Source organism: Aquabacterium sp., from assembly GCF_041915145.1.
Classification (GTDB): domain Bacteria; phylum Pseudomonadota; class Gammaproteobacteria; order Burkholderiales; family Burkholderiaceae_C; genus Aquabacterium.
The window spans coordinates 56,600-78,405 of record NZ_JAYSBZ010000004.1 but is presented as its reverse complement, the minus strand read 5'-3'; the positions used below and the strand labels follow the sequence as shown (position 1 = coordinate 78,405).

21 protein-coding genes and 1 tRNA gene are annotated in these 21,806 nt (G+C 63.5%); 14 read left to right on the top strand and 8 right to left on the bottom strand.

Going from position 1 to position 21,806, the window contains the following annotated elements; genetic code table 11:
• Positions 1–303, top strand: a 303-nt coding sequence (locus ACE3SS_RS01610; RefSeq protein ID WP_374590586.1) for a zinc finger domain-containing protein, incomplete at its 5' end; no start/stop codon positions are given.
• Entirely contained in the window at positions 303–812 is a 510-nt protein-coding gene (lspA, locus tag ACE3SS_RS01605) for a signal peptidase II (protein ID WP_374590584.1), read from the top strand. The genes ACE3SS_RS01610 and lspA, both read left to right, overlap by 1 nt.
• Positions 813–902: 90 nt before the next feature.
• Here the strand turns inward: lspA and ACE3SS_RS01600 are convergent, their stop codons facing one another.
• Positions 903–1,490, bottom strand: coding sequence for a rhomboid family intramembrane serine protease (locus tag ACE3SS_RS01600; protein WP_374590582.1), 588 nt, complete (start codon positions 1,488–1,490; stop codon positions 903–905).
• A gap of 4 nt (positions 1,491–1,494) precedes the next feature.
• Positions 1,495–1,581, bottom strand: a tRNA-Leu gene (locus tag ACE3SS_RS01595).
• 107 nt (positions 1,582–1,688) lie between these two features.
• Between ACE3SS_RS01595 and cysM the strand changes: the two genes are divergently transcribed.
• Together cysM and ACE3SS_RS01585 are read left to right on the top strand one after the other, a co-directional pair.
• On the top strand, positions 1,689–2,618 hold the full coding sequence (gene cysM / locus ACE3SS_RS01590) for a cysteine synthase CysM (RefSeq protein ID WP_374590580.1): 930 nt from the start codon (positions 1,689–1,691) through the stop codon (positions 2,616–2,618).
• 73 nt (positions 2,619–2,691) lie between these two features.
• Positions 2,692–2,919 carry a sulfurtransferase TusA family protein gene (locus ACE3SS_RS01585; protein ID WP_374590578.1) on the top strand — a complete coding sequence of 76 codons (228 nt, stop codon included), beginning with the start codon at positions 2,692–2,694 and terminating at the stop codon, positions 2,917–2,919.
• 53 nt (positions 2,920–2,972) lie between these two features.
• On the opposite strand, the gene galU is transcribed toward ACE3SS_RS01585, so the two are convergent.
• Both galU and ACE3SS_RS01575 read right to left on the bottom strand, forming a co-directional pair.
• The gene (gene galU / locus ACE3SS_RS01580) at positions 2,973–3,839 is read right to left on the bottom strand and encodes a UTP--glucose-1-phosphate uridylyltransferase GalU (RefSeq protein ID WP_374590576.1); all 867 of its coding nucleotides are present in this window, start codon (positions 3,837–3,839) and stop codon (positions 2,973–2,975) included.
• Positions 3,840–3,966: 127 nt separating this feature from the next.
• Positions 3,967–6,813, bottom strand: a complete 2,847-nt coding sequence (locus ACE3SS_RS01575; protein WP_374590574.1) for a valine--tRNA ligase — start codon at positions 6,811–6,813, stop codon at positions 3,967–3,969.
• Positions 6,814–7,080: 267 nt separating this feature from the next.
• On the opposite strand from ACE3SS_RS01575, the gene ACE3SS_RS01570 reads away from it, so the two are divergent.
• From ACE3SS_RS01570 to ACE3SS_RS01560, 3 genes are all read left to right on the top strand, one after another.
• Positions 7,081–7,416, top strand: coding sequence for a DUF1840 domain-containing protein (locus ACE3SS_RS01570; protein WP_374590572.1), 336 nt, complete (start codon positions 7,081–7,083; stop codon positions 7,414–7,416).
• 67 nt (positions 7,417–7,483) lie between these two features.
• Positions 7,484–8,113, top strand: a complete 630-nt coding sequence (locus tag ACE3SS_RS01565; protein ID WP_374590570.1) for a YbhB/YbcL family Raf kinase inhibitor-like protein — start codon at positions 7,484–7,486, stop codon at positions 8,111–8,113.
• A gap of 7 nt (positions 8,114–8,120) precedes the next feature.
• Positions 8,121–8,807, top strand: a complete 687-nt coding sequence (locus ACE3SS_RS01560) for a histidine phosphatase family protein (protein WP_374590568.1) — start codon at positions 8,121–8,123, stop codon at positions 8,805–8,807.
• A 53-nt stretch (positions 8,808–8,860) separates the two neighbouring features.
• On the opposite strand, the gene ACE3SS_RS01555 is transcribed toward ACE3SS_RS01560, so the two are convergent.
• The 4 genes from ACE3SS_RS01555 to ACE3SS_RS01540 all read right to left on the bottom strand — a co-directional run bounded on the left by ACE3SS_RS01555 (position 8,861) and on the right by ACE3SS_RS01540 (position 14,188).
• Positions 8,861–10,309 (bottom strand): mannose-1-phosphate guanylyltransferase/mannose-6-phosphate isomerase, encoded by a 1,449-nt coding sequence (locus ACE3SS_RS01555; protein WP_374590566.1) that lies wholly within the window; start codon positions 10,307–10,309, stop codon positions 8,861–8,863.
• Positions 10,310–10,411: 102 nt separating this feature from the next.
• On the bottom strand, positions 10,412–11,455 hold the full coding sequence (galE, locus tag ACE3SS_RS01550) for a UDP-glucose 4-epimerase GalE (protein ID WP_374590564.1): 1,044 nt from the start codon (positions 11,453–11,455) through the stop codon (positions 10,412–10,414).
• 25 nt (positions 11,456–11,480) lie between these two features.
• Complete coding sequence (locus tag ACE3SS_RS01545) at positions 11,481–12,824, bottom strand: hypothetical protein (protein WP_374590562.1); 1,344 nt, start codon at positions 12,822–12,824, stop codon at positions 11,481–11,483.
• 62 nt (positions 12,825–12,886) lie between these two features.
• A complete protein-coding gene (locus tag ACE3SS_RS01540; RefSeq protein ID WP_374590560.1) occupies positions 12,887–14,188 on the bottom strand; it encodes an undecaprenyl-phosphate glucose phosphotransferase in 1,302 nt (433 codons plus the stop codon).
• 412 nt (positions 14,189–14,600) lie between these two features.
• Here ACE3SS_RS01540 and ACE3SS_RS01535 point away from each other — a divergent pair, with 412 nt between their 5' ends.
• From ACE3SS_RS01535 to nudB, 7 genes are all read left to right on the top strand, one after another.
• The gene (locus ACE3SS_RS01535) at positions 14,601–15,146 is read left to right on the top strand and encodes a hypothetical protein (RefSeq protein WP_374590558.1); all 546 of its coding nucleotides are present in this window, start codon (positions 14,601–14,603) and stop codon (positions 15,144–15,146) included.
• Positions 15,143–16,699, top strand: coding sequence for a ubiquinone biosynthesis regulatory protein kinase UbiB (gene ubiB / locus ACE3SS_RS01530; RefSeq protein WP_374590556.1), 1,557 nt, complete (start codon positions 15,143–15,145; stop codon positions 16,697–16,699). The genes ACE3SS_RS01535 and ubiB overlap by 4 nt, the downstream gene beginning before the upstream one ends.
• A 142-nt stretch (positions 16,700–16,841) precedes the next feature.
• A complete protein-coding gene (locus ACE3SS_RS01525) occupies positions 16,842–18,293 on the top strand; it encodes a sodium:solute symporter family protein (RefSeq protein WP_374590555.1) in 1,452 nt (483 codons plus the stop codon).
• 33 nt (positions 18,294–18,326) lie between these two features.
• Complete coding sequence (locus tag ACE3SS_RS01520; RefSeq protein WP_374590553.1) at positions 18,327–18,650, top strand: FmdB family zinc ribbon protein; 324 nt, start codon at positions 18,327–18,329, stop codon at positions 18,648–18,650.
• Positions 18,651–18,660: 10 nt separating this feature from the next.
• Positions 18,661–19,305 carry a DUF502 domain-containing protein gene (locus ACE3SS_RS01515; RefSeq protein ID WP_374590551.1) on the top strand — a complete coding sequence of 215 codons (645 nt, stop codon included), beginning with the start codon at positions 18,661–18,663 and terminating at the stop codon, positions 19,303–19,305.
• An 85-nt stretch (positions 19,306–19,390) separates the two neighbouring features.
• On the top strand, positions 19,391–21,184 hold the full coding sequence (aspS, locus tag ACE3SS_RS01510; RefSeq protein WP_374590549.1) for an aspartate--tRNA ligase: 1,794 nt from the start codon (positions 19,391–19,393) through the stop codon (positions 21,182–21,184).
• A gap of 106 nt (positions 21,185–21,290) precedes the next feature.
• Positions 21,291–21,770 carry a dihydroneopterin triphosphate diphosphatase gene (gene nudB, locus ACE3SS_RS01505; protein WP_374590547.1) on the top strand — a complete coding sequence of 160 codons (480 nt, stop codon included), beginning with the start codon at positions 21,291–21,293 and terminating at the stop codon, positions 21,768–21,770.
• Positions 21,771–21,806 lie beyond the last annotated feature (36 nt).

Sequence of the window (21,806 nt, the reverse complement as noted above, 5' to 3'; positions counted from 1 at the left end):
GTGCGCGGTGGTGGTCAGGTTGGCTCGTCGCTGCAGGCCGAGCTCACCATCACCGTCAACGCCGAGGACTTCGCACTGCTCAGCACGCTGGGTGATGACCTCAAGTTCGTCACCATCACCTCCAAGGCGACGCTGGTGGCGGGCAGCGAGCTGACGGTGACGGTCACGCCGTCGAGCGCGACCAAGTGCGAGCGCTGCTGGCATTACCGCGATGATGTCGGCGCCGACGCAGCACACCCCACGCTGTGCGGCCGCTGCGCCAGCAACCTCTACGGCGCGGGCGAAACGCGCAAGGTGGCCTGATGGCGAGCAAGAAGTCGGGTGGCAGCCTGATGCCCTGGCTGGGCATCGCGCTCATCGTGGTGCTGTTCGATCAGTTCACCAAGGTGCTCATCACCGGGCACTTTGCGCTGGGGCAAGAGCGGGTCGTGACCTCGTATTTCAACGTGGTCCGGGCTCACAACACGGGCGCGGCGTTCTCGTTCCTGGCGCACTCGGGCGGCTGGCAGCGCTGGCTGTTCACCGGGCTGGCGCTGACCGCCGCAGCTGCCATCATCTGGATGCTCAAGAAGCACGGCCACCAGCGCATGTTCGCGTGGGCGCTGGCTCTGGTGCTGGGGGGCGCGGTGGGCAATGCGATTGATCGCTTGGCCTATGGCTACGTGGTGGACTTTCTGCAATTCCACTGGGCCTTCCTGAAGCCCGTCTTTGCGGGTGGGTACTTTCCGGCTTTCAACGTGGCAGACAGCGCGATCACCGTGGGCGCCAGCTTGCTGATCCTGGATGAAATTAGGCGGGTTCGCAAGAATTGAGACGTATCGGGCGTGCGTTCAGGCATGCCGACCGGGTGGTGCTGCCCCCGGCCCGGCGTGTCGCCTGGGGCGCGTGAGCGAGGCGGGCTGTCAGCGCCGGCCGAACGGTGGCTGGCCACGCCAGTAGCGCATCATCAGCCACCCGCCCAGCATGCCGCCCAGGTGGGCAAAGTGGGCCACGCCGCCGGCCCAATACGCCATCCCCATGAACAACTCGATCGCGCCATAGATCAGAACGAAGGTGATGGCCTTCATGGGGATGGGCGGAATCAGCGGCACGATGGTGCGGTTCGGGAACATCAGCCCGAATGCCATCAGCAGGCCGTACACCCCGCCCGAAGCACCTAGCGTGGGGGCGGCCAGTCCCATCAGCGCGTCCAGCAGCAATTGGGCGGCGGCGGCCGTCAGCACGCAGGCGGTGTAGAACTGCACATAACGGCGCCAACCCCAGACGATTTCGAGTTCGGCGCCGAACATCCACAGCGCTAGCATGTTGAAGAACAGGTGGTCGAGCGAGCCGTGCAAGAAGGCGTAGCTCACGACCTGCCAAGGCAGGAAGTGCGAACCCAGCGGCCACAGCGCAAGGAAGCTGGTCAAGGACGGGGAGATCATCTGCAGGCAGAAGATCGCCACGTTGATCAGGATGAGGCCTTGCGTGACGGGAGGAAGCGGAGGCATGCAGTGGTGCCGAAGGCCGGACTCGAACCGGCACGGGGTTTAGCCCGGCGGATTTTGAATCCGCTGCGTCTACCTATTTCGCCACTTCGGCAAGTGATGAAGGGCGAGATTATGGCATGAACGTAAGCCATGCTGCACGACCGTCGCTTTCATGCTGCGACAATGCCCGCTGCATTCAATACAACGAGGTTGGTCTCCATGCCGAAAGAGTCGTCACGCGCCGCGCCGCGATACATCACGCTTGATGAAGCCATCGGCCGCACGCCGCTGGTGCGCTTGCAGCGTGTGCCGGGGCTGGAAAACGAACAGCGCGGCAATGTGATCCTGGCCAAGCTCGAAGGCAACAACCCGGCCGGCTCGGTGAAAGACCGCCCGGCCATCAGCATGATCCGTCGTGCCGAGGAACGTGGCGAGATCAAACCCGGCGACACGCTGATCGAGGCTACGTCGGGCAACACCGGCATCGCGCTGGCCATGGCGGCAGCGGTTCGCGGCTACCGCATGCTGCTGATCATGCCGGAGGACCTCAGCATCGAGCGGGCGCAGACCATGAAGGCCTATGGCGCCGAGTTGATCCTCACGCCCAAGACCGGCGGCATGGAATACGCCCGCGATCTCGCCGAGCGCATGCAGCGCGAAGGCAAGGGGTTGGTGCTCGACCAGTTCGCCAACCCCGACAACCCGCGCATCCACTACGAGACCACCGGCCCCGAGATCTGGGACGACACCAGGGGCCGCGTGACGCACTTCGTGAGCGCCATGGGCACGACGGGCACGATCACGGGTGTGTCGCGCTACCTCAAGGAAAAGCGCGCCGATGTTCGCATCGTCGGCGCGCAACCCTGCGAGGGCTCGCGCATCCCGGGCATCCGCAAATGGCCCGAGGCCTATCTGCCCAAGATTTACGACCCGACGGCCGTTGACGAGATGGTTTATGTCTCGCAGGCCGACGCAGAAGATATGGCACGGCGCCTGGCTCGCGAAGAAGGCCTGTTCGCTGGCATCTCGGCGGCGGGAGCTTGCTGGGTGGCCTTGCAGATCGCGCAGCGCGTCGAGAACGCCACCATCGTTTTCGTGGTGTGCGATCGCGGCGATCGGTACTTGTCGACCGGGGTGTTTCCGGCGTGAGTTCGATCATCAGCGCCGGCCGTGGTGCCGTCCCTACAATGACGAATCCCCAACGTCGCTAGCCGTGCCGCTCATGGACATCAACAAAGAACTCGATACCCGTGGCTTGACCTGCCCGCTGCCGATCCTGAAAGCCAAGAAGGCACTGGCCGACATGCAAAGCGGTGAGACGCTGAAGGTGGTGGCGACGGACGCCGGGTCGGTGCGCGACTTTCAGGCCTTTGCCCGGCAGACCGGCAACGAGCTGATCAGCCAGACGGCCGAGGGCGACACCTTCATCCACGTGCTGCGGCGCCGCTGAGCCAGCGGGTCAGCCGTGCAGACTGAACCGCCAGCCGGCGGCAACTCGCGGCGTCAGGCCTGAACGGTCTTGATGTACTCGCGGAACCACGGGCCCACTTGCGGGTGGGTCAGAGCCAGCTCCACGTTGGCTTGCAAGAAGCCTTCCTTGCTGCCGCAGTCGTAGCGCTTGCCTTCGTAGGTGTAGGCGAAGACCTTTTCACGGCGCAGCATGCCGGCAATGCCGTCGGTCAGCTGGATCTCGCCACCCACGCCGCGCGGCTGGTTGCGGATCTCGTCGAACACGCCTGGGGTCAGGATGTAGCGGCCGGCCACACCCAGGCGCGACGGCGCCACTTCAGGGGCCGGCTTCTCGACGATGCGGGTCACGTCCATCAGATGGTCGTTGACCACCGTGCCGGCCACGATGCCGTAGCGCTTGGTGTGCTCGGCAGGCACTTCTTGCACGGCCAGGATCGACGCGCGCCATTCTTCAAATTGCTCGACCATCTGCTTCAGGATGGGCTTGTCGCCCACCATCAGGTCGTCGGCCAGCAGCACGGCAAACGGCTCGCCGCGCACCAGTCGCTCGCCGCACAGCACGGCGTGGCCCAGGCCCAGGCTCTTGGCCTGACGCACGAACACGCACTCCATGTCGGCGGGCTTGATCGACTGCACCGTCTTGAGCAACTCAAGCTTGCCCGCTTGCTCCAGTTCGTATTCGAGCTCGAAGGCCATGTCGAAGTGGTCTTCGATGGGGCGCTTGTGGCGGCCGGTCACGAAGATCATTTCGCGGATGCCGGCGGCGTAGGCCTCTTCGACGGCGTACTGGATCAGGGGTTTGTCGACCACCGGCAGCATTTCTTTGGGCTGCGCCTTGGTGGCGGGCAGGAAGCGGGTGCCCAGACCGGCAACCGGAAAGATGGCCTTGTTAACCAGCATGACTTGAAGCTCTCTCTGTGTTGGCGTGAAAAACGCGGATTCTTGCACCCAGGTGTGACGAGGTTTAGACGATTTGCCCTGGCTTCGTTCAGCCACCCCCACCAATCGCGGGGGGCGGCGACTTGCATCAGCCTAGTCGCGCACGCTGCTCGCGCATGCGGCTGAGCGTGGCCGAAAAGTCAGCCAGACGCTGCTTTTCTTGCTCGACGACCGCCGCCGGCGCACGCGCCACGAAGCTCTCGTTGCCCAGCTTGGCGTTGGCCTTGGTGATCTCGCCGTCGAGGCGGGCGATCTCCTTGTCGAGCCGGGCCTTTTCGGCTTCGACGTCGATCTGCACCTCCAGCGCCAGACGCAGTTCGCCCTGCACGGCCACCGGCGCGTTTTGCGTGGCTTGGGCGAAGGCGGCGTCATCGGCCAGCGCGCGCACTTCGCTCAGCTTGGCCAGCGCCTTGATGACCGGGCCGGCCGCCGCGATGAACTCGGCGTCGCCACGGGTGAGCAGCGGCACGCGCTCGGCGGGCGACAGGTTCATCTCGCCGCGCAGGTTGCGGCAGGAGCCGACCACGGCCTTGAGCTTGGCGACAAAGGCATCGGCCTGCGCGTCAATGCGGTCGAGCTGGGCGACCGGGTAGGGCGCGAGCACGATGCTGTCGTTCGAGTCGGCGGCCTTGCGGCCCGCCACCACGGCGACGGTTTGCCAGAGTTCTTCGGTGATGAAGGGCGTGATCGGGTGCAGCAGGCGCAGCACGGTTTCGAGCACGCGGATCAGTGTGCGGCGCGTGGCGCGAGCGGCGGCTTCGTCGCCGACGTCCTTGGCCACGTTGATCTGCACCTTGGCGATCTCGAGATACCAGTCGCAGTATTCGTCCCACACGAATTGGTAGATCGATTGGGCGACGTGGTCGAGCCGGTATTCGGCAAAGCCTTGTGCCACGGCTGCTTCGACGCGCTGCAGCTCGCTGGTGATCCAGCGGTCGGCTTGCGAGAAGGCCAGGTAGCCACCCGCCGCGCAAGCGTTCTGGGCGTGCTCACTCAAGCCGCAGTCCTGCCCTTCGCAGTTCATCAGCACGAAGCGCGTGGCGTTCCAGAGCTTGTTGCAGAAGTTGCGATAGCCCTCGCAGCGCTTGCTGTCGAAGTTGATGCTGCGCCCCAGGCTGGCGAGCGAGGCAAAGGTGAAGCGCAGCGCGTCGGCGCCGTAGCCCGGGATGCCGTCCGGGAATTCCTTCTCGGTGTTCTTGCGCACCTTGGGTGCCGTCTCGGGCTTGCGCAGGCCGGTGGTGCGCTTGTCGAGCAGCGGGGCCAGCTCGATGCCGTCGATCAGGTCGACCGGGTCGAGCACATTGCCTTCAGACTTGCTCATCTTCTGGCCTTGCGCGTCGCGCACCAGGCCGTGGATGTAGACGTGCTTGAACGGCACCTTGCCGGTGAAATGCTTGGTCATCATGATCATCCGGGCGACCCAGAAGAAGATGATGTCGTAGCCGGTGACCAAGACGGACGAGGGCAGGAACAGGTCCATCTCCTTGGTCTGCTCGGGCCAGCCCAGGGTGGAGAAGGGCACCAGCGCCGACGAATACCAGGTGTCGAGTACGTCTTCGTCGCGCGTCAGCTCGCCTGCATAGCCGGCGGCCTTGGCACGGGTGCGGGCTTCGTCTTCGTTGCGGGCCACGAAGATCTCACCGTTGCTGCCATACCAGGCCGGGATCTGATGGCCCCACCACAACTGGCGGCTGATGCACCAGTCCTGGATGTTCTTCATCCATTGGTTGTACGTGTTGACCCAGTTCTCGGGCACGAACTTCACGTCGCCCGATTCCACGGCGTCAATGGCCTGCTCGGCGATCGACTTGCCTTGCGCACCGGGCTTGGTCATCGCGACGAACCACTGGTCGGTCAGCATCGGCTCGATGATCTGGCCGGTGCGGGCGCAGCGGGGCACCATCAGCTTGTGCTTCTTGACCTCGACCAGCAGGCCATCGGCTTCGAGCTGGGCCACGATGGCCTTGCGGGCGACGAAGCGGTCGAGGCCGCGATAGGCCTCGGGGATCTCGCTCAGGTGCGACACCACCTGCGCTTCGAGCGTGAAGATGGTGATCATCGGCAGGCCATGGCGCAGGCCGACCTGGTAGTCGTTGGTGTCGTGGGCCGGCGTGACCTTCACGACGCCGGTGCCGAATTCCTTGTCGACATGCTCGTCGGCGATCACGGGCACGAGGCGGCCGGTGATGGGCAGCTTGACCAGCTTGCCGATGAGGTGCGTGTAGCGCTCGTCCTCGGGGTGCACCATCACGGCCGTGTCGCCCAGCAGGGTCTCGGGCCGGGTGGTGGCCACGACCAGCGTTTCATCGCTGCCATCTACGGGATAGCGGATGTGCCACATCGAGCCGTCTTCTTCCTCGCTTTCGACTTCGAGGTCGGACACGGCGGACTTGAGGATCGGGTCCCAGCTCACCAGGCGCTTGCCGCGGTAGATCAGGCCTTCTTCATAGAGGCGCACGAAGGTCTCGCTGACGACCTTCGACAGGCCATCGTCCATCGTGAAGTACTCATGGTTCCAGCTCACCGAGTCACCCATGCGGCGCATCTGCTGTGTGATGGTCGAGCCCGACTGCTCCTTCCATTCCCAGATCTTGGCGACGAAGTTCTTGCGGCCGAGGTCGTGGCGGCTCTGACCTTTTTCTTGCAGCTGGCGCTCGACGACGATCTGCGTGGCGATGCCCGCGTGGTCTGTGCCCGGGATCCACAGCGTGTTGTGGCCCAGCATGCGGTGGTAGCGCGTCAACGAGTCCATGATGGTCTGGTTGAAGGCGTGGCCCATGTGCAGCGTGCCCGTCACGTTGGGCGGCGGCAGCTGGATGCAGAACGAGGCCTTGCCGGCGTCCAGCGTGGGGGCGAAGAGGGCGCGTTGCTCCCACTCGGGCGTCCAACGGGACTCGATCGGGGCGGGGTCAAAGGATTTCGCGAGCTCGGTCATGGGGCGCTCAGGGTGAGGTCGGTGAGGTGATGGAGCGGGCTCAGGCAGCCCGATCAGCCCGCGCGGAAGTCGGCCGGCTGAAAAGAGGGGGAGATTTTAGGCGGGAGCCGGCCTTGCCCCCTCGATCCGAACGGAAGCAGACGCGACAACGGGCTGGCGGGCTCGGCAAAAGGGTCTTGAGATTCGCCGGACGCCCCCTCACAATGGGATCAACCGATTTTTGCTGCAGTGCGTTAATGAGTGACGAATGAGCAGCGGAGCCGATTCATGCTTTACAAATTCAAATCGAAAGCCGGTGGCGACGTCATCATGCTGGGCGCCGATGGCGACCGGCTGATGCACATCATCGGCAGGGAACCCGCCGCCCAAGGCATCTTGCTGGTCGCCGACATGCCGGCGGCCCTGCGGGCACTGGAAGCCGCCGTGCTGGCTGACGAGCGGGCCCCGGAGCCTTCGACCGCTGGCGACACGGAAGCTGGCGACGAAGCCCGCGTTGCCGAGCGAGCAGGCTTTCGGGTGGCACTGCGCCAGCGGGCTTGGCCGCTGATGGACTTGATCCGGCGCGCGCTGTCCGCCGAGCACGACGTGCTGTGGGGCGTGTGACGCTCATGCCATGTTGCGCACTGTTGATTGTTCTTCTCGCTAGTGTCCGAAAGGCTGGTGACTCGTCATGCGCTTGATCAGTGGAAGCTGGGCCGACGGTGGCTCGATACCCGAGCGCTTTGCAGCTGGGCGGATCGATGCGGGCGGCGTGGGTTTTTCGGGCAATCTGAATCCGCATCTGGCGTGGTCCGAAGTGCCCCTGTCGGCTCGCAGCCTGGTGCTGATCTGCCAAGACCCCGACGCGCCGAGTAGCGCAACAGATGTCAACCAACCGGATCGCGAGGTGCCCGCCGATCTGCCCCGGGCCGATTTCTTCCATTGGGTGCTGGTGGACTTGCCGCCTGTGTTGCGCGAGATCCAGGAAGGCGAGTTCAGCGCGGGCTTCATGCCGCGCGGAAAATCAGGCCCGGCGACCCTGCACGGCGCCCGTCACGGCCTCAACGACTACACCGGCTGGTTCGCCGGCGACGCTGAGCAGTCAGGCCAGTATTTCGGTTACGACGGGCCGTTTCCGCCCTTCAACGACGCCCGCGTGCACCGTTACTTGTTCATGCTGTATGCGCTGGATGTGGAGCGTTGCCCGGTCGAAGGCGTGTTTACCGGGCCGCAGGTGCTCGAGGCCATGCGAGGCCATGTGCTGGCGCAGGCCTGCCTGACAGGTCTGTACACCCTCAACCGCCGCTTGCTGACCGCCTGAGATGCCTATGCCGCAATCGCACACCACACGCATCCTGGCCATACGACACGGCGAAACCGCCTGGAACGTCGATACCCGCATCCAGGGGCAGATCGATATCCCGCTGAACGACAACGGACGCTGGCAGGCGCAGCGGCTGAGTCAGGCCCTGGCAGGTGAGCGTCTGGATGCGGTCTACGCCAGCGACCTGCTGCGTGCCCACGAAACCGCCGCGCATCTGGCCGAGGTGTTGGGTTTGAACGTCCGGGTGGACCCTGGCTTGCGCGAGCGGGCGTTTGGTCGCTTCGAGGGCATGACCCAGAGCGAGATCGAGGGCAAGTGGCCCGACGATGCGCGGCGCTGGCGCCAGCGCGAGCCTGGTTTTGGCCCGGAAGGCGGAGAGCGGCTGACGGAGTTCTATGAGCGCTGCGTCAACACCACCTTGCGGCTGGCCGAGGAGCATCCGGGGCAGACCATCGCGTTGGTGGCGCATGGCGGCGTGCTCGATTGCCTGTATCGCGCCGCGGCTCGCATCGATCTGCAGGCACCACGCACCTGGAAGGTGGCCAACGCCAGCATCAATCGCCTGCTGCATACCTCCGAGGGCTTGAACCTGGTGGGCTGGGCCGACACGCAGCATCTCGAAGACGCCGGGCTCGACGAAACGTCCGACGGCATCGTTCGCACGCTCAACGTGCAGGACAGCCGCTGCTGAAAACACCGAAGCCGGCGCGGTGGCCGGCTTCGTGAGGTGATCGCGGCGCGGCTTCAGCGGCCGTATTTGTCCTCGAAGCGCACGATGTCGTCTTCGCCGAGGTAACTGCCCGACTGCACCTCGATGATTTCGAGCGGAATGGTGCCCGGGTTCGCCAGCCGGTGCGTCTCGCCCAGCGGGATGTAGGTCGACTGGTTTTCGCCCAGCAGCGTGACCTTGTCGCCGCACGTCACCTCGGCCGTGCCGCTCACCACGATCCAGTGCTCGGCGCGGTGGTGGTGCATCTGCAGGCTCAGCGTGGCCTTGGGCTTGACCATGATGCGCTTGACCTGGAAGCGCGGGCCGGCGTCGATCGAGTCGTACCAACCCCACGGGCGGTGCACGCGGCGGTGCAGCGTGCCTTCAGTGCGGCCTTGCTCTTGCAGCGCAGACACGATTTTCTTCACATCCTGGCTGCTGTCGCGGTCGGCCACCAGCACGGCGTCGGGCGTTTCGACCACCACGATGTTGTCCACGCCCACCGCGCTCACCAGTCGGCTGGTCGAGTGCACCAGCGTGTTGCGGGTGTTGTGGAATATTGCGTCGCCCTGGGCCACGTTGCCGCTGGCGTCGCGTTCGCTGACTTGCCAGACCGCGTCCCAGGCGCCCAGGTCAGACCAGCCCGCGTTGAGCGGCACCATCTTCACGTTGAAGCCGGCCTGCGGCGTCTCCGGGCATTTTTCGAGCACGGCGTAGTCCACCGATTCAGCCGGCACCGCAGCGAATTCTTCCTTGCCCGGGCGGACAAAGGTGCCGTCGGTCTTGCGAACCGACCACGCGGCCGCCACGGCGTGGGCGATGTCGGGCCGGAAGTGCTGCAGGGCGGCCAGCCAGCGCGAGGCGCGCATCACGAACAAGCCGCTGTTCCAGTAATAGCCGCCTTCCGCCAGGTAACGCTGGGCCGTTTCGGCGTTGGGCTTTTCAACGAACGCCGCCACGGCACGGGTCACGTCGCTGGCCGAGCCTTGCGTGCGGATGTAGCCGTAGCCGGTTTGCGGGCTGTCGGGCTGAATGCCGAGGATCACGATGTCACCCTGCTCGGCGGCGCGAGCCGCTTCGCGCACGGCCGCAACGAAGGCGGCCTCATCGGTCACGGTCTGATCGGCCGGCGCCACCACCATGATCGGATCCTGCCCGTTGGCCATGGCTGCGTGGGCGGCCAACGCCACCGCCGGGGCCGTGTTGCGGCCGACGGGCTCGAGCAGCAACGATGAGGGCGAGGCGCCTTGTTCGCGCAACTGGTCGAGTACCAAAAACCGATGCTCTTCGTTGCCCACGACGCAAGGAGCGGCGACCTCGATGCCTTCGCCCGCCAGCGCCTGCAGGCGCCGATGCGCTTGCTGAAACAGGCTCTCGTTGCCATGCAGCACCAGGAACTGCTTCGGATAGAGCGCGCGCGACAGCGGCCACAAACGGGTACCGGAGCCGCCGGCCATGATCACGGGAACGATTTGCAAGGTCATACGGATAGCAGATGAAGCAGATGAAACACAAAAAATGGGCCGATCAAGCGAATCGGTCGGCGGCTGCCGCGTCTTATACGTCGTCAATATTGCCGTGGCGTGCTAGCCCTCGAAACCCTGCGGATTCAGATGCTGCCAACGCCACGAGTCGGTGCACATGTCATCCAGACCGAGCCGAGCCCGCCAGCCCAGCAACTTGGCGGCCAGACCGGCGTCGGCGTAGCAGGCGGCCACATCACCGGCGCGGCGCGGCGCAAACTCGACCGGCACCGGGCGACCGCTGGCACGCTCGTAGGCATGCACCACGTCCAGCACGCTGTAGCCTTGTCCGGTGCCGAGATTCACGGTGAGCGATGCGCGCTTGTCAAGCAGGTAGCGCACGGCAGCCACATGACCCTCGGCCAGGTCGCACACATGGATGTAGTCGCGCACGCCGGTGCCGTCCGGCGTGTCGTAGTCCTTGCCGAACACATTGAGGTGCGGGCGCTTGCCCACGGCGACTTGGGCTACGTACGGCATCAGGTTGTTCGGTATGCCGCGCGGGTCTTCGCCGATTTGCCCGCTGGGGTGAGCGCCGACCGGGTTGAAGTAGCGCAGATACGCGATGTGCCAGCTCGGGTCGCACTGCTCCAGATCGCGCAGGATGTTCTCGCCGATCAACTTGGTCGAGCCGTAGGGGTTGGTGCTGGTCAGTGGCGCATCTTCACGAATCGGCAAGCGCTCCGGGTTGCCGTAAACGGTCGCCGAGGAACTGAAAACCAGTGGCTTGGATGCGCCGTCGGGGCTGTGCCGCTTGAGCGCCTGCGCCACCGACAGCAGTCCACCCAGGTTGTTCTCGAAATAGTCCAGCGGAATCTGGGTTGACTCTCCGACCGCTTTCAGCGCGGCGAAGTGCACCATCGCGTCGACCCCGCCAAACTGGTCGCGCCCCAACTCGAAGGCTCGATCCAAGGCCAACGCATGCCGCACATCGCCCTGCACGAATTGCGGCACTTGCCCGCCCAGCGTGTGCAGGCGCTCGAGCACCTTGGGCGAACTGTTGACGAAGTTGTCGATGCCCACCACCGAGTAGCCTGCCGCTTGCAAGGCCAACCAAGTATGAGAGGCGATATAGCCGGTGGCACCGGTTAGAAGAATGCAGGGCATGGTTTGGTGGGCGCGCTGGACGGGATCAGTTCATGCCGTTGAGGGTGAACTGGCCAGTGCACGCTGTGACGGTGGAATTGAATGGGGTGTATTCGGCGTCGCGGGTGCGTTTGATGCGTTTGATGTCGCAATACAGATTGATCCATCGCGCGTATTGGTATTGACCGCCGATACTGAATGTTGTGTAGCGACTGTGCTCGGTTGGGCTTGCCGTAGACGTCGAGGTGCCAAACAATGAATCGTCAACGTTTTGCGTCTGGTCCAGGTGATACTTGGAATAGGCGGCGCTGGTGTTCAGTTTGAACTTGGAAGATAGATCCCAAGTAATCTTGGCATTGAGGGTGTTGGTTAAACGATTGTTTTCGTTTGTCTGTTTATAGGTTGAATTGAAATCTTTATATGAAGCGCCAGGTGCAATTAAAGAATTCGATAAATCATAATTCCGGCCAACATTCCCCTTGTCTCGAATGAAACTGATCGAGTAAGACAAAAGGCCTTGCGGGGTATAGTTCCAATCGATCTCGCCAGTCAGGCCGTGAGTTTTGGCATCGGCGATTTGCAGGTTTGAATTGGGGTCGTAGGCATCTTTTTCTTGAGTCGCGCTGATACGCGCGTAGAGGGTGGACAGCCCCGTTGCGACCCAGTTTGAAGACAAATCGATGTCTCGACGGCGCAGGCGATCAACAATCTGCCCGCCATAGCCGTCGTCATAGCTGATGGTGCCGCGTGTGAAGCGACCACCCAAGCCAACACTCAGTTGAGGAACCACCGAGTAATTGGTTCCTAGCCCGTAGGTGTTTTGATTCGATGCCTGATAACTGCTGCTGGTTTGGGTGAAACCTTGCTGGAAATGGCTGGCGGACACATAGGGGTTGAACGCCCCGTAACCCCCGTATGAGAGCTGGCCGCTGATCTGGCTGTTGCTCTGCATGTTTTTGATGTCGTTGACGCTGTTCTGGTTGGCGACGTCAAAGCGGGCAAGATTTTGCGAGGCGCTGCCACTGATCTGTGCCACGCCTTTGTCTGCAAATTCGCTGACGACCCCCAGATCAACGCTGTAGCTGTTGTTGTTCAACTGTTTGTCGTCGAAATATCGGTTGACGTATCCGCCAATATTGGCGGTGTAACGTTGTCGACCATATGACTTGTTTAAACCCAGTTTCAAGCCGGTGCTTGAAACCGTGTCGGCCACGGCGTATTCACCCGGTGCAACCCGGAACAGGTTGGCGTCTCGGCTGAGCGTCTCGCTCAAGGTCAAGCTAAGAGGAATATTCTCGGCGTGAGCATGCGGCATCAAGGCTGCCAAGCTCAATGCCAGCAAGGTCTTGGACGGAGATGCGCTTAAATATGAGCGGGCCTGCTTCGGCATGGTTTGTCGTCCTCTGTTCTTGATGGTGGTTGTGGCAATCTTGTTTTTGGGTGTGCTCAATATCAATATGCATTTCGATCAAACAGCACCAGCCTGATCGTACGCACGATGATTTGCATATCCAGCCCGAGCGACCAGTTGCGCAGGTATTCCAGGTCATATTCAACCCGTGCCTGCATTTTCTCGATGGTTTCGGTTTCTCCGCGGTAGCCGTTGACCTGCGCCCACCCCGTGATACCGGGCTTGACCTTGTGGCGCACCATATAGGCCTTGATGAGTTTGCGATATTCCTCGTTGTGCGCGACAGCGTGCGGGCGGGGGCCGACGATGCTCATGCGGCCTTGCAGCACGTTGATGAACTGGGGTAACTCGTCGAGCGACGTCTTGCGGATGAAAGCGCCGAATCGGGTGATGCGCGGGTCGTCTTTCGTGGCCTGCTTGACGACGGCGCCGTTGTCCATGGCGCGCATCGAGCGGAATTTGTAGACGACGATTTCTTCGCCATCGAGGCCGTTGCGCTTTTGCTTGAAGATCACCGGTCCAGGGGAGCTGAGCTTCACGCCGATGGCCAGCAGCACCAGGATGGGCGAGATCAGCACGATGATGACGGCGCTGAGCACGATGTCTGAAATGCGTTTGACCAGTTCGTTGGTGCCAGTGAACGGGGTTTCGCAAATGCCCACGACGGGGACGCCATTCACGTCTTGCAGTCGCCCCTGGATGATGCTGATGCCGAACACATCGGGCACGAAGTAAAGCGACGCCGTGGTGCCCTGCAGCGATTCCAGCAGCTCCAGGATGCGTGGCTGCGAACCCAGCGGCAAGGTGATGTAGACCTCGTGCACGCCGTGCGAGTAGACGTATCCGGCCACTTCTTTCAGGCCGCCGAGGCGATGCGGCAGCGCGTCCGGGTGAATGCGCGAGTCGGTGCGGTCGTCGAAGTAGCCGACGAATTCTGATACGTGATCCACGCGGCCGTCCATGGCGCGGGCGACTTTGACGCCGAGAGCGCTGGCGCCCACCACGATGACCCGGCGGCGGGCCTGCGGCAGCGAGGAGCGGTGCTTGATGATGTATTGCCCCAGCACCACGGCCACCCATTGGGTCAGTGGCGTGGCCACGCCCCACGAAACCAGGACATCCGTTTCAAAGTAGTGCAGGCTGTCGGTGGCGTAACCGCACAGCCAGAGGATGGTGATCAGCGCCAGCCACGAGTTGGTGATGTCAACCGCCGCGGTGAGCTTGCCGTCCTTGAACCGGTTGGTGCCGGGAAAGGTCAGGGCAAACACCAGCAGGCACAGTGTCAGCTGGGCGCGCTGGATCGGTTCGCCAAAGAACTGGTTGGCAAGCAGGAAGGCCAACACGGTGAGTGTCGGTTCCAGAAAAGCTGCCACGAGCGAGGTAACCGACTGCGGGGCGCTGTAGAAAGTTCTGTCGTAGGTGCGGTTTTCTAACATTCTCTTGACCACGGACTCCCGAGCCCGGCCTGTTGGCGACTCTCACGCGGCGAGAGAGAGGCAAGGTTGCGTCCGATAGGGGGGTGGACGAGCACCCGGATGTGCTGTGAGCGTGGCCATTGAAACAAGTTCCACGACCCCCAGCGCTGGCGCGGGAAGCCCCTTCTGTGAAATCCCGTTTCATTGTCGCAAATTTAATATGACAGCCATGACACTTAAATGTGGGGCAAACGTGAGGCAACTCTCCTTGCATTTGCATACTTTGGCGCGGCTTGCGGACGCGCCCAGAGGCGGCAGATCGGCCACCTACAATGGCCTCATGACTACTCCCCCACTCGGGATCCGCCCCCTTCTCGAAGAACGCATCACCCTGGTTGCCAACCATTTGCTGGCGTCCGAGCCTGTTGCTGCCGAACGCATGCGGCGCCATGTTGGCCGCAGCATGGCGGTGCGTCTGGGCATCCGTCTGCCGTTTCGCGATGCGGGCGGGCGGGGGCCGGCCTTGCGATGGCAGGTGACGCCGGCGGGCCTGCTCGATCAACTGACTGACGATGCGCCGGCAACCGGCGGGCTCACGGTGACGGTGGATCTTCAGGATCCCTTGGCGGTGTTTCGTCGTGCGCTGGCCGGGCAGCGGCCCGCCATGGCGATTCAGGGCGACGCCGATTTCGCGTCGGACGTGGCTTGGCTGATCGATAACTTGCGTTGGGACATCGAAGACGATCTGGCCCGCGTGATTGGCGGGCCGCAGGCGCATGTGGCCATGCAGTGGCTGCGGCGCGCGCACGTCGCGCTGCAGGACGTGGTTGGCGCGGCGCGCGAGCGCGCGGGCTTGATGGACCAGTCAGGCTCGGGCGTCCGATGAGATCGCTGCTGCGCACGCTCTACATCGGGTTTGTCTTCTTGCGCTATGGGCTGGACACCATGGCGTTGTCCAGCATGCGGCGCCCGTGGTTGAGTGTTCTGGCTCGCGTGCTGTCCGTCGGGCGTCGATTGAATGCGCCGCGCGGCCAGCGATTGCGTTTGGCGATGGAGCGGCTGGGGCCGCTGTACGTCAAGTTCGGGCAGGTGCTGTCGACCCGTCGCGATCTGCTGCCGCCGGACGTGGCGCAGGAACTGGCTTTGCTTCAAGACCGTGTCCCGCCGTTTCCTGGTGACGAAGCGGTGCGTCTGGTCGAGAGAGCCTTCGGGCAACCGATCGGCGCGATCTTCTCGAGCTTTGATACCCGGCCGGTGGCAAGCGCGTCGATTGCCCAGGTGCATTTTGCCGAGCTGAGGGGGGGGCGGCCCGTCGCGGTGAAGGTTCTGCGCCCCGGGATGCTGAGCGTGATCGAGGACGATCTCGAGCTGATGCGTCGCCTGGCCGGATGGGTCGAACGCCTGTGGGCGGACGGCAAGCGCCTGAAGCCGCGCGAGGTGGTGGCCGAGTTCGACAAATACCTGCACGACGAGCTTGACCTCGTGCGCGAGGCGGCCAACGCGGCGCAGTTGCGGCGCAACATGGACGGGCTCAGTCTCGTGCTGATCCCCGAGATGATCTGGGACTACTGCACCTCGAGCGTGATCGTGATGCAGCGCATGAACGGCGTGCCGATCAGCCAGGTGCAGCGCCTGCGCGATGCCGGTGTCGACATCAAGAAGCTCGCGCGCGACGGCGTGACGATCTTCTTCAATCAGGTGTTCCGGGATGGCTTCTTTCACGCCGACATGCACCCGGGCAACATCCAGGTGTCGCTTGACCCAGCCACCTTCGGGCGCTACATCGCGCTCGACTTCGGCATCATCGGCACGCTCACGTCCTTCGACAAGGACTACCTGGCGCAGAACTTCATTGCGTTCTTCCGGCGTGACTACAAGCGCGTGGCCGAGTTGCACGTCGAGAGCGGCTGGGTGCCGGCTGGCACGCGCATCGACGAGCTCGAAGGCGCGGTACGCACCGTTTGCGAGCCGTATTTCGACCGGCCACTGAAAGAAATCTCCTTGGGTCAGGTGCTGATGAGGTTGTTCCAGATCTCGCGGCGTTTCAACGTCGAGATCCAGCCGCAGCTGGTGCTGCTGCAAAAGACGCTGCTGAACGTCGAAGGCCTGGGGCGTGATCTTGATCCCGATCTCGACCTCTGGAGCACGGCGCGGCCCTTCCTGGAGCGCTGGATGAACGAGCAGGTGGGGTGGCGCGCGGTCTGGGCGCAGCTCAAGCAAGAGGCGCCGCGCTACGCGCAGATGCTGCCGCAGATGCCGCGCTTGTTGCATGACGCGCTGCAGGCGCAGTCCACCACGCTGCGGCCCGACTTGGCGGCGATCCTGGCTGAAACGCGCCGCACCAACCAACTGCTGCGCACCATCTTGTGGGTGTGCCTCGGGTTCGTGGCCGGGCTGCTGTTCGCGCGAGTGTTTTTGCTCTACCACAGCGCCTGGTGAGGTCGCGCCACGGGGTGGCCCCCGGCTTGCGTGAAGGCGGGCGCAGGTGTCAGCCCATGGGCACTAAACTTGCGCGCTTTGTCGTTGCCGGCGGTGTCCGGCCCCACTCCTCCCACTCCTTTCAGTTGTAGAGCTTGCTGGCATGAACACCACCTTGCTTGTCTTCGTCATTCTGTATTTGCTGGGCACGCTGGGCATCGGCGTGTGGGCCGGCACGCGGGTCAAGAGCACGACCGACTTCGCTGCTGCCGGCCGATCGCTGCCTCTGATCATGGTGATCACCACTACGTTCGCCACGTGGTTTGGCGCCGAAACGGTGATGGGCTTGCCAGCCAAATTCGTCCAAGGCGGCTTGAATTCGGTGGTCGAAGATCCGTTTGGCGCAGGGTCTTGCTTGATCTTGGTAGGTCTGTTCTTTGCCACGCGGCTCTACAAGATGAGCCTACTGTCGATAGGCGATTTCTACCGCCATCGATTTGGCAAAGGGGTCGAAATATTCTGCTCGGTTGCCATCATCCTGAGCTACCTGGGCTGGGTAGCAGCGCAGATTACGGCGCTGGGTGTGGTGTTCTCGGTGATTTCGAACGGTGCCATTTCCGAAACTGCAGGCATGGTGATCGGCACGGTGGCGGTGCTCGTCTACGTGGTGGTCGGCGGGTTTCTGGCCGTAGCTTGGACGGACTTCATTCAAATGATCGTGCTCGTCATCGGGCTGGCGGTGATCGCCGTGTTCGCGAGCGGTCTGGCAGGGGGCTCGGACAAGGTGCTGGCCGTGGCCAACGGGCGTGACTTGTGGAAGCTGTGGCCGCAGGCCAGCTTCAAGGACCTGTCCTTCTTTGTCGCATCCGCCATCACCATGATGCTGGGCAGCATTCCCCAGCAAGACGTGTTTCAGCGCGTGATGTCTGCCAAGGACGCCAGCACGGCGCGCAACGGGGCGGTGATCGGCGGTGCCAGCTACATCGTGTTCGGCTTCGTGCCGATGTTCGTGGTGTGCTGCGCGGTCGCCGTGATGGGTGATCAAGCCATGGATCTGGCGAAGAACGATTATCAGCGCCTGCTGCCGACGTTCATCATGTCGCATATGCCGCTGGTCATGCAGATCATTTTCTTCGGGGCGCTGCTGTCGGCCATCAAGAGCACGTCGTCGGCAACCTTGCTTGCGCCCAGCACCAGCTTTGTCGAGAACATCTTGCGTCATATCCATCCCGGCATGACTGACAAGCAGCAGTTGCTGGCCATGCGGATCACCATTCTGGTGTTCTCCTCGCTGGTGCTGGTTTACGCGATCCTGATGAAGGGCACGTCAATCTACGACCTCGTTTCGTCGGCATATCAGGTAACCCTGGTGGGCGCGTTCGTCCCGCTGACGTTCGGCCTGTACTGGAAGCGCTCGACTACCCAGGGCGCGATTCTCTCGATCGCGGCCGGCATCCTGGTTTGGGCCTCGTCGTATCCGCAGATCCTGGGTTGGGGGGAAGTCTTCCCAGGGCAGCTGGCCGGGCTGCTGGCTGCGCTGCTCGGGATGGCAGTTGGCTCGCTCGTGCCTCAATTCATAGTCGATCACCGCCAGCATTTGGCGCATGCCGCCTAAAATCCCATCTTTTTGGGACTGAATGAGGTTGTCATGCCCATTTATGCATATCGCTGCGACGCCTGTGGCCATGCCAAGGACGTGCTGCAAAAGATCTCGGACCCGGTGCTGACCACTTGCCCGGCGTGCGGCGCCGAGTCTTTCAAGAAGCAGCTCACGGCCGCCGGCTTCCAGCTCAAGGGCTCGGGCTGGTATCAGACCGACTTCCGTGGTGGCGGGGCTTCGGGTGCTGGCGCGGCTGCGTCGGGTGCTGCTGCGGCTTCGTCCGACAGCTCGGCGCCGGCCGCGGGCGCGGCTTCGGGGGGCGATGCGGCGTCGGGCGGCACGCCCTGCGGTTCGTCTTGCGCGTGCCATTGAACGGGGCGCTGTGAGGAAGTACATCATCACCGGCCTGCTGGCCTGGTTGCCGCTGACGGTCACCATCTGGGTGCTGCTGCACGTCGTGGGCCTGCTCAACGGTGTGTTCGGCGGCGTGGTCGCGGCGGCGCAGACGGTACTGCCCAGCAGCGTGCACCCCGTGCTGCAGCGGCTCACCGAGATTCCCGGCCTGAGCGTCATCGTGGTGGTGGCGGTGCTGTTTCTCACGGGGGTGCTAGTCACCAACATCTTCGGGCAGTGGGTGCTGAAGCAGTCGAACCGGCTGGTTTCTCACATTCCCATCGTCAAGTCGATCTACACGTCGGTGAAACAGGTGTCTGATACGCTGTTTTCGAGCAGCGGGCAGGCGTTTCGCCAGGCGGTTTTGGTGCAATATCCGCGCGCGGGCTCCTGGACCATCGCGTTCGTCACCGGAAAGCCGAGTGGCGAGGTGGCGCAGCACCTGAGCGGCGACTACCTCAGCCTGTATGTGCCGACCACGCCCAACCCGACTTCGGGCTTCATGCTGATGGTGCCGCGCGCCGATGTGGTGGAGCTCGACATGAGCGTCGACGAAGCCCTGAAGTACGTCATCTCGATGGGCGTCGTGGCCCCGCCCGACATGGCTGCAAAGGCGAAGACGACGCGGGTCTGACCTGCCTCGCCAAAAATTGTTTTGAATGAACGGTCGCTGTCGCAGCAATGCGGGGCGGCCCCTGATTGATTCGGAGACTCACCCCATGCGTACCATTTATGCCGGCCTCGTCAGCGAAAAGCTGCTCGGTCAAACCGTCACCCTCATGGGCTGGGCCCACCGCCGTCGTGACCACGGTGGCGTGATCTTCATCGACCTGCGCGACCGCGAAGGCCTGGTGCAGGTGGTGTTCGACCCCGACCGCGCCGAGACCTTCAAGACCGCCGAAGATGTGCGCAACGAGTTCTGCCTGAAGATCGTCGGCGTCGTGCGCGCCCGTCCGGCCGGCACCGAGAACGCCAACCTGACCAGCGGCAAGATCGAGGTGCTGGCGCATGAGCTCGAAGTGCTCAACCCCAGCGTGACGCCGCCGTTCCAGATCGACGACGAGAACCTCAGCGAGACCACCCGCCTGACGCACCGCGTGCTCGACTTGCGCCGCCCGCAGATGCAGAAGAACATGATGCTGCGCTACCGCGTGGCCATGGAGGTGCGCAAGTTCCTCGACGCCAACGGCTTCATCGACATCGAAACCCCGATGCTCACCAAGAGCACGCCCGAAGGCGCGCGCGACTACCTCGTGCCCAGCCGCGTGCACGACGGCCACTTCTTCGCGCTGCCGCAGTCGCCTCAGCTCTTCAAGCAGTTGCTGATGGTGGCCGGCTTCGACCGCTACTACCAGATCACCAAGTGCTTCCGCGACGAAGACCTGCGTGCTGACCGCCAGCCCGAATTCACGCAGATCGATATCGAAACCTCGTTCATGAGCGAACAAGAAATTCGCGACATGTTCGAGGGCATGATCCGCCAGACCTTCAAGACGGCGTTGAATGTCGACCTGCCGGCCTACCCGGTGATGGAGTATGCCGACGCGATGCGCCTGTACGGCTCCGACAAGCCCGATCTGCGCGTGAAGCTCGAATTCACCGAGCTGACCGACGTGATGAAGGACGTGGACTTCAAGGTCTTCTCGACGCCCGCCAACGCCGCCAACGGCCGCGTGGTGGCCCTGCGCGTGCCGGGCGGCAGCGAGATGAGCCGTGGCGAGATCGACGCCTACACCGAGTTCGTCAAGATCTACGGCGCCAAGGGGCTGGCCTGGATCAAGGTCAATGAAGCCGACAAGGGCCGCGACGGTCTGCAGTCGCCCATCGTCAAGAACCTGCACGACGCCGCGATTGCCGAGATCATGAAGCGCACCGGCGCGCAGAACGGCGACCTGATCTTCTTCGGCGCGGACAAGGCCAAGGTTGTGAACGACGCCATCGGCGCGCTGCGCGTCAAGATCGGCCACAGCGAATTCGGCAAGGCCAAGGGCCTGTTCGAAGACCGTTGGGCCCCGCTGTGGGTGGTGGACTTCCCGATGTTCGAGTACGACGAGGAAGACGACCGCTGGGTGGCCTGTCACCACCCGTTCACCGCGCCCAAGGACGGCCACGAGGACTTTCTCGAAACCGACCCGGGCAAGTGCATTGCCAAGGCCTACGACATGGTTCTCAACGGCTGGGAGATCGGCGGCGGCTCGGTGCGTATCCACCGCGAAGAGGTGCAGAGCAAGGTGTTCCGCGCGCTCAAGATCAACGCCGAAGACGCGCAGCTCAAGTTCGGCTTCCTGCTCGACGCGCTGCAATACGGCGCGCCGCCGCACGGCGGTCTGGCCTTCGGCCTCGATCGCATCGTGACCATGATGACCGGCGCCGAGTCGATCCGCGACGTGATCGCCTTCCCGAAGACCCAGCGTGCCCAGTGTCTGCTGACCCAGGCGCCGAGCCTGGTGGACGAGAAGCAGTTGCGCGAGTTGCACATCCGCCTGCGCAACCCGACGCCGACGCAGGCCTGAGGCCTGTTGCCGAGCCGGCAGCGCTTGCAGAATCAGGGGTGCCGCGTTGCACCCCTTTTTCTTGGTCTGATGGTTGCCCCGTGCTGACTTCTTTTGACTGCATCCGATGACATCGCTTCCTTCTCGCCCGCCCAAGATCCCGCAGTCGGTGCTGGTGGTGATCCACTCGGCCGAGCTCGACGTGCTGCTGATCGAGCGCGCCGATGCGCCGGGTACGTGGCAGAGCGTGACGGGGTCGAAGGACACGCTGGATGAAACCTGGGCCGAGACTGCGCGCCGCGAGGTGGCCGAGGAAACGGGCATCGTGGTGGGCGGCGCGGCGGTGCCGTCGGCCCATCTCGTCGATTGGGGGCAGGAAAACGTCTATGAGATCTACGAGCGCTGGCGGCATCGCTACGCGCCGGGCGTGACGCACAACACCGAGCACGTGTTCAGCTTGCTCGTGCCGCGCGACGTCGGGGTGACGCTGGCGCCGCGCGAGCATCTGCGCTACGAGTGGTTGCCCTGGCAGCAGGCGGCGCAGCGTTGTTTTTCGCCCTCCAACATCGACGCCCTGCTGCAGTTACCGAGACGCGTCGGGCGGTAGCCGGGGCAGACTTGAGTCCATCATCCACGGAGCCAA